The organism is Fluviicola sp. (assembly GCF_030151805.1).
GTDB lineage: Bacteria > Bacteroidota > Bacteroidia > Flavobacteriales_D > Crocinitomicaceae > Fluviicola.
The window spans coordinates 1-7566 of record NZ_JASLCN010000364.1 but is presented as its reverse complement, the minus strand read 5'-3'; the positions used below and the strand labels follow the sequence as shown (position 1 = coordinate 7566).

Genomic DNA, 7566 nt, shown 5'->3' with positions numbered 1-7566 from the left:
GCAGTTCATTACCAGAGACCATATCAATCAGGGAGTGATCGGGAAATTTGAAAAACTGGTGGATGATTACTTTGCATCTGATAATCCTAAAACTATAGGCTTCCCGATGGTCCATTATTTTGCAGAACAGCTTAACCTTTCTGCTAATTATTTCGGGGATCTGATCAAGAAGGAAACAGGGATTTCTGCTCAGGAGTACATTCAAACGAAAGTGATTCATGTGGCTAAGGAACGGATTTTCGACACCGATAAATCCATCAGTGAAATTGCTTACGGATTGGGCTTTAAATATCCGCAACATTTTACCCGGCTTTTCAAACAAAAAGTGGGTGTTTCTCCCAATGAGTATAGGAATTTGAATTGAAAGCTACAGCAATAAATTCAGAATTTCTTCAGAATTGGAATCGTATCTTTATGGCGTGAAGGTATTAATCATAGAAGACGAGCTTGAACTGGCACAGGATATTACGGGGTATTTAACCAGCCAGGATTACCTGTGTGAACTCGCCGTCAATTACAACGAGGCGATCGATAAAATAGCTGCTTATACCTACGATTGTATTCTCCTGGACTTAATGATTCCTTTTGGAGATGGTTTGCAGGTACTGGAAATCTTAAAATCCGGGAAACGCGCTGACGGAGTGATCATTATTTCTGCCAAAAATGCGCTGGATGACAAGATCAAAGGATTGCAATTGGGTGCTGACGATTACCTGGCAAAACCCTTTCATTTATCTGAATTGTCTGCTCGTATTTATTCTGTGATCCGGAGAAAGCAATTCGACAATTCGAATACTATTACACATGATGAACTCACTGTGGATATGCTTTCCAAAACGGTAATGGCGGGGACGAACCTGGTTCCGCTTACCAAAAAGGAGTTTGACTTGTTGTTACTTTTCCTAGGAAATAAGAACAAAGTGATTTCGAAAAACGCGCTTGCTGAACATCTTTCCGGCGATATTGCCGATATGTTTGACAACCACGATTTTGTGTATGCACATGTTAAAAATCTGAAGAAGAAACTGAGCGAGGCCGGATGCGAGAATTACCTGAAAACGATTTACGGAACCGGATACAAATGGGAAGGATGAGTAAATTACTGGATAAACCGTTCAAATCGTTTTCAATCTATGCATTGATCATTTTGGTATGCAGTATTCCGGTTTACTATTTTGTGGTGGATGCTATCTGGCTGGAAGAACTGGACGAGCACAATTCCATCATCCGGAAACGAATGGAAAAGGGAATTCAAAGCACCCATATCAATGAGCAGGAGCTGAACCAAACGCTTGCAATCTGGAACAGCCTGCAACCGGGAACGAAACTCATTGGCATTGACGAGAAGAACATCAAAAAAGACAGTGTTTATACCATTTCTGCCTACAACCGGTTCGAAAAGGAAACGGACCGGTTCCGGGTTCTTTCCACCACGATCCGGGTTCAGGGAAAACCGTATCAACTGACCATTTCCACCAATGTGGAGGAAGCCGACGAAACCCTGATTGCCATCGCTATTGTAACGATTTTGTTTTTCGCGTTCCTGGTTCTCGGGTTTGTCTTTCTGAACAAACGGATTTCCCGCAAAAGCTGGAAGCCATTTTACCATACGTTGAATCAGCTGAAAAATTTTGATTTGAATAAGGATCAGCAGATTCACCTGGAGCAATCCGATATCGAGGAGTTTGAAGAGCTGAACAGGGAATTGAGTGAACTCATCCGGAAAAACGCATCTGCCTTCAATCAGCAGAAACGATTTATCGAAAATGCGTCTCACGAGTTACAAACTCCTTTGGCTATTCTGAAGTCGAAAATGGATGTTTTACTGCAGGATGAACACTTATCGGAGGATCAATCTTCCACCATTGAGGCAATCAATTCGAATCTTTCGCGGATCTCGCGGATCAATAAAAACCTGTTGTTGTTAGCCAAAATCGAAAATCACCAATTTGCGGAAGAAGCAACTGTGAACATCCGGGATATCCTGGAAGAAAGTATCGATCTGCTCGGGGATTACATTCAGAATAAAGACATGCGGATTCAATTAAGAACCATCTCCTATTCCGTAAAATGCAACCAAACCTTATTGGAAGTTTTGATCAATAACCTGCTGATTAACGCGATCAGACATGGTAATGTGCACGATGTGATTGAAATAAACCTGGGAAACAACACACTGACTTTTTCCAATAGCGGAAGCAGTGCATTAAATCCGGATCAATTATTCGTCCGCTTTGGGATATCGACTGAAGAAACAACGAATAGCGGGCTCGGGCTTGCCATTTCGAAAGAGATTTGTGAGCGCTACAACTGGAAGCTTTCTTATGCTTTTAACGGTCAGAGGCATGAGTTTGTGATTGAGTTTTAGCTATTGGTTTTCTGCAAAGATTCGTGTTTTCAAGAAAAAGCATGCGGATTCCGCAGACCATTTACAAATAGACATGTATCTATTAGCCCAGTGGTAGCAAGCTTTTTTCCACAAATGCACAAATTTATTGCTCGCCTACCGGTCTCGCTTGATGCCCCCTGTTAAGTCGCATCAAAATTAGTGCATCGTTCGACTAAGCTCACATCGACAGCTATCAGTACTGTCGGAAAATCACCACATAATTTACAAATAGACATGCATCTATTAGCCCAGTGACAGCAAGGGTTTTCAATCTTTTTTTCTTCCACGACCTAAAATTCCAAATGTTTTCAGAATCTGTTCGGAAGTTTGTATCATCACTTCAAAACAAATCTCATGAAAAAAGTCCTTGCAACCGGAACATTAGTGGTTTTATTAGCTGCTTGCAGTTCCGCTCAGAAAAATGAAGAAACGTCGAAAGATTCTAAAATTCCGGTGACCGTACGGGATGCTTTCAAGCAACATTATCCGAACATCCGTGATGTTGACTGGGAAAAAGAAGGTAAAAACTACGAAGCTTCTTTTGAAAATAACAAAACAGAAACTTCTGTAGTCATTGATGCCAGCGGGAAAATTCTCGAAACGGAAACGGAAATAGAAATCAATGCGTTACCAAAGCCCGTTCTTGATTATCTTGCTGCCAATTACAAAGGGCAGAAAGTCAAAGAAGCAGCTAAAATTGTACTTGGCGACGGAACCATTAATTATGAAGCTGAAGTCAATAAAAAAGACCTCCTTTTTGACAGTAACGGTTCATTCATCAACGTGATCGGGAAATAACATGAATGCATTCTTTTATAGAAGCCTGATGGCAATCGTTGTACTGATGGCAACATCGGGTGCGTTTGCTCAAAGCGGCAACGTCACCATCTCGGGAACTATAAAGGGTAAAGCGGATAAAACTGCTTTACCCTTTGTTCAGGTTGCTTTGAAAACGGAAAAAGATTCGACGCTTGTAGTTGGAACCATTACCGATGAAGAAGGCCGGTTTTCCCTGTCTCCGGTAAAAGAAGGAAATTATGTCCTGGTTGTTCATTCTTTCGGGTATAACACCTTGAAAAAGTCTTTGTATGTGGGCGCACTTTCCGATTTCCTGGATCTGTCTGTTATTGAACTGGAAGAAACCGTTCAGGCGATCGATGAAGTCGTGATTGTTGGTCAGATTGAAGAAGTCAGCGACAAAATGGACAAAAAAGTCTTTTCCGTTGAGGACAATATCAGCCAAAGCGGTGGTTCCATCCTCCAGGCCATGCAAAACCTTCCGGGAATCACGGTTCAGGACGGAAAAGTGCAGCTCCGTGGCAATGATAAGGTCACGATTCTGATCGACGGAAAGCAAACGGCCTTAACAGGATTCGGCGATCAATACGGCCTGGACAATATTCCTGCTTCGGCAATCGAACGGATTGAGATCATCAATAACCCGTCTTCGAAATACGATGCGAACGGAAATGCCGGAATCATCAATATTATCCTCAAAAAGAACAAACAGGAAGGTTTTTCAGGAAAAGTAGGTTTGAACGGTGGTTTGGGTGCTCTTTGGATTAAAAAGGAGAATTTGCCGACTATTCGTCCGCAATATCAATACACTCCGAAAATCAATCCGACGGTTTCTCTCAGTTACCGGAAAAACAAAGTCAATCTCTTCTTTCAGGGAGATTATTTGTATACACAAACCCTGAACAAGAATGAATTCGTAACGCGCTATTACGATGACGGAACCATTATCGACCAGCAAACGAAGCGAAACCGGAATACGCATTTTGCCAATGCCAAGATCGGGATGGATTATGCTTTCAACGATAAAAACATCCTCACTGTTTCCGGTTTGTACGGAATGGAAAAGATTCTTGATCACGGAGATGAACCCTTTTTTAACCGGGATTCTTCAGACCGGATTCGTTTGTGGCGCTTCCTGGAAGATGAACTCAAAACAACCGTCATGGGAACGGCGACTTTTCTGCACAAATTCCCGCAAGCAGGACATCAATTAAACATCGGGTTCAATTACACCTTTCACCGGGAAAATGAAAAGTATTTTTTCGACAACATCTATCCCACTTTTACGGGTTATGATTCCTTTAAATTGCTTTCCGATGAACAGGTTGCGGATTTGAATGTCGATTATGTCAAACCGCTCAAATACGGCCGATTGGAAACAGGGATCAAACTTCGGAACAGAACTATTCCTACCAATATGCAGTTTCATCCGGGCTTGAATTCGCCGCTGGACACCACTGCAGGAGGTTGGGCAAATTACAAGGAATTGATTCCGGCGATTTATGGAAACTACATCATCGACCGGAAAAAAGTAGAAGCTGAAATCGGTTTGCGTGCAGAATATGTGCGGATCAATTACCTCGTCAATCCGGATCACAGCACTTATAAAAGTAGCGGATACAACTATTTTCAACCTTTCCCGACTTTGAGATTGGCGTATAAATTCAATGAAAAGAACAAAATCTCCTTGTTCTACAACAGACGTGTGGACAGACCAAATGAAGTGGATATCCGCATTTTCCCGAAATACGACGATGCCGAAATTATCAAAGTGGGGAACCCGGGGCTGCGTCCGCAGTTTACAAACTCCATTGAGTTGGGTTACAAGTCGAGCATGAAAAAAGGATATTTCTTTGCGGCACTTTACGGGAAAGAAATCAACGGAACCATTACCCGTATTTCAAGCACTGTTCCCGGAAGCAGTTTGATTTACGCCATTTTTCAAAATGCCGGAAGGAGTTACAACACCGGAATTGAAATGACCTATTCCAACACGGTTGCCAAGTGGTATACTTTCAATGTGAACGGAACTATTTACTACAACCAGATCAATGCCTTCAGTGTTGAAAACAAATACCCGGTTGTTAACACGTTTTCCGCAAGCAAACAACGCATTTATTCCGGAAACATCAAGCTGAACAACACCTTTCATTTTTCCAAAGGAGTTGATATGCAGTTGATCGCTATTTACCTGGCGCCGGATATTATTCCGCAGGGAAAGATTTACTCACGATTCTCATTGGATCTCGGAGTGAAAAAGAGCATCCAGAAAGGAAAAGGCGAAGTATTCATCAATGCTACCGATTTGCTGAACACGATGGTTGTCAAAAAACGGATTCAGGGCGATGGTTTTTACTACCAAAGCAGCGACTATTATGAAACACAGGTCGTAAGAATCGGTTATAGTTATAAGTTTTAGAGTCATGCGTCATTCTCGATACGCTTCGCGCCCGAATTGACGCATGACTTTCTTTAGTTTTCCGGTCGTTCTCGATACACCTTCATTACATTGCGGTACTCGAACTGACAGGAAAAACCGATTCAGCATTTAATGTTCATGTCCGCCGCCGCCTTCACTTTTCAGTAAGTGGCTTTGAATGTAATATGCACCTTTCAATACGATTTGAGCATCCGGAGGAATGGGTTGCAGAAAAGTAACCTGCACAAATCCCAATTGTTTCGTTCCGGTTTTTACTTCTATGCGTTGAAAATGGTAGCCTTTTCCGGCTTTTTCAGTATGTTCGTGCTCATCTTCGTGATCGTGACCACTCTGTTCGTCGTGGCTTTTCTCTGCTTCTATTTTTTCCAGGATGAAAATAAATTCCCTTCCGTCTGCCTGAACAATCGCCGCTTCGGGAAGTGCTTTGACCTTGTTCACTCCTACATCAATCAAGGCATTCACGTACATTCCGGGAATCAATAACTGTTTTTCATTCAGGATATCCGCATGAACGGCAACTGATTTGGTTTCATTCTCAAATGCTTTCCCGATACTGAATATTTTCCCCCTGATTTCCGTGTTATCCTGGTTCGTCAGCGTAAATCTCACTTGTTGATCCGGCTTTACCTTCTGCAAATCCTTTTCGTAGACCAGCAAATCCACATGCATTTTGGTATTGTCAACAATACTAAACAAAGGTTCTCCCAATTTGGCGGTCGTTCCGATTTTCACATTGATTGCGGTAATGTATCCGCTGATCGGGGCTTTGATTGACATGATCGAAATTGCTCCGCCTTCTCCCTGCAAATTCAAAATATTCAATTGTTTTTTCAAGGATTCGAAGCGGGCTTTTTCTCCTTCGTAATCGGATTTTGATTTTTGGAGCATCTTTTTTGCGTTGACATTTTCAGCGCTCAGGGTCTTTTGACGATCGTATTCTTCCGAAAACCAATCCAAACTGCTTTTTGATTCGAGGTAAGCTTGTTGCAATTTGGTAAACTCCAAACTTTCAATAGTCGCTAATGTTTGTCCCTGCTTCACAAATTCCCCTTCAATAACCTTAATTGATTTCACAGTTCCTTCTACCAAAACAGTTACATCCGCCTGATTTTGAGGAGGAAGTTTGGTGTAACCGTTCGCGTGAATCACTTCACTGAGGTTCTTGAAAGAGAAGGTTCCCAATTCAATTTCAGACGCTTTGTATTGTGCTTCATTCAATTCAACTTCCTTTGGTCCTCCTTCTGCGTGTCCGGAAGGTTCTTCCGCTTTTGCCGCACTGCTCTCTCCGGATGGGCGCAGCATGAAGAAAAGTACGATTGCCAGAAGGCAAATTGTACCGATGATATATATGATTCTTTTTTTCATGATTCCTTTTATTTATTTAGTAGATACTGAATCGTGCTAACGCTTTGGTTGTGTTGATTCAGCACTTTGATATACGCGATCTGACTCTCCAGAGCGGTCTGAATTCCCTGCAAGTATTCCACATAGGAAATATCTCCCTGCTCATAGGATTTCGACGCATTTTTCGAAATGACCCGCGCTGACGGAAGTACCGAAGTTTCATAAAACTCCACCGCAGACTGCAAGGTCATCAGTTGCTGCAATTCTTTGGAATACAGATTTTTCAATTGCTCTTTCATGTAATCGGCACTCGCCTGTTGTGCCAGGATCGTTGTTTTTGCAGATTTGCTTTTGGCTACCGCCGAATTTGCAAAAATGGGAATGGAAACTCCTAATGTGAATCCCTGGAAACGCGGTGCTCCGTTGTAAAACACATTCTGACCGTTGATGTCCTGGTTTCCGGTTAACGATTGGATGAAATAACCTGCACTCAAATCCGGAAATAAGGCTGAACGTTCCAGCTTCTGATTCGCTTCTGCCAACTTCACTTCCTGCAAAGCAAGCTTAAACTGGGGATTTTCTTCCAATGCCGCAG

7 protein-coding genes are annotated in these 7566 nt (G+C 42.3%); 5 read left to right on the top strand and 2 right to left on the bottom strand.

The window, feature by feature from the left end:
- The 5 genes from Q1V93_RS13840 to Q1V93_RS13820 all read left to right on the top strand — a co-directional run.
- Positions 1 to 364, top strand: a 364-nt coding sequence (locus tag Q1V93_RS13840) for a helix-turn-helix transcriptional regulator (protein WP_300665493.1), incomplete at its 5' end; no start/stop codon positions are given.
- Positions 365 to 419: 55 nt separating this feature from the next.
- Positions 420 to 1094: a response regulator transcription factor gene (locus tag Q1V93_RS13835; RefSeq protein ID WP_300665492.1), complete on the top strand. Its 675-nt coding sequence runs from the start codon at positions 420 to 422 to the stop codon at positions 1092 to 1094.
- A complete protein-coding gene (locus Q1V93_RS13830) occupies positions 1091 to 2368 on the top strand; it encodes a HAMP domain-containing sensor histidine kinase (protein WP_300665490.1) in 1278 nt (425 codons plus the stop codon). Before Q1V93_RS13835 ends, Q1V93_RS13830 begins: the two co-directional genes overlap by 4 nt.
- Before the next feature lie 375 nt (positions 2369 to 2743).
- On the top strand, positions 2744 to 3187 hold the full coding sequence (locus Q1V93_RS13825) for a PepSY-like domain-containing protein (protein ID WP_300665489.1): 444 nt from the start codon (positions 2744 to 2746) through the stop codon (positions 3185 to 3187).
- A 28-nt stretch (positions 3188 to 3215) separates the two neighbouring features.
- Positions 3216 to 5606 carry a TonB-dependent receptor gene (locus Q1V93_RS13820; RefSeq protein WP_300665487.1) on the top strand — a complete coding sequence of 797 codons (2391 nt, stop codon included), beginning with the start codon at positions 3216 to 3218 and terminating at the stop codon, positions 5604 to 5606.
- Between the two features lie 129 nt (positions 5607 to 5735).
- On the opposite strand, the gene Q1V93_RS13815 is transcribed toward Q1V93_RS13820, so the two are convergent.
- Together Q1V93_RS13815 and Q1V93_RS13810 are read right to left on the bottom strand one after the other, a co-directional pair.
- Complete coding sequence (locus tag Q1V93_RS13815; RefSeq protein WP_300665486.1) at positions 5736 to 6992, bottom strand: efflux RND transporter periplasmic adaptor subunit; 1257 nt, start codon at positions 6990 to 6992, stop codon at positions 5736 to 5738.
- An 8-nt stretch (positions 6993 to 7000) separates the two neighbouring features.
- Positions 7001 to 7566, bottom strand: a 566-nt coding sequence (locus Q1V93_RS13810; protein ID WP_300665484.1) for a TolC family protein, incomplete at its 5' end; no start/stop codon positions are given.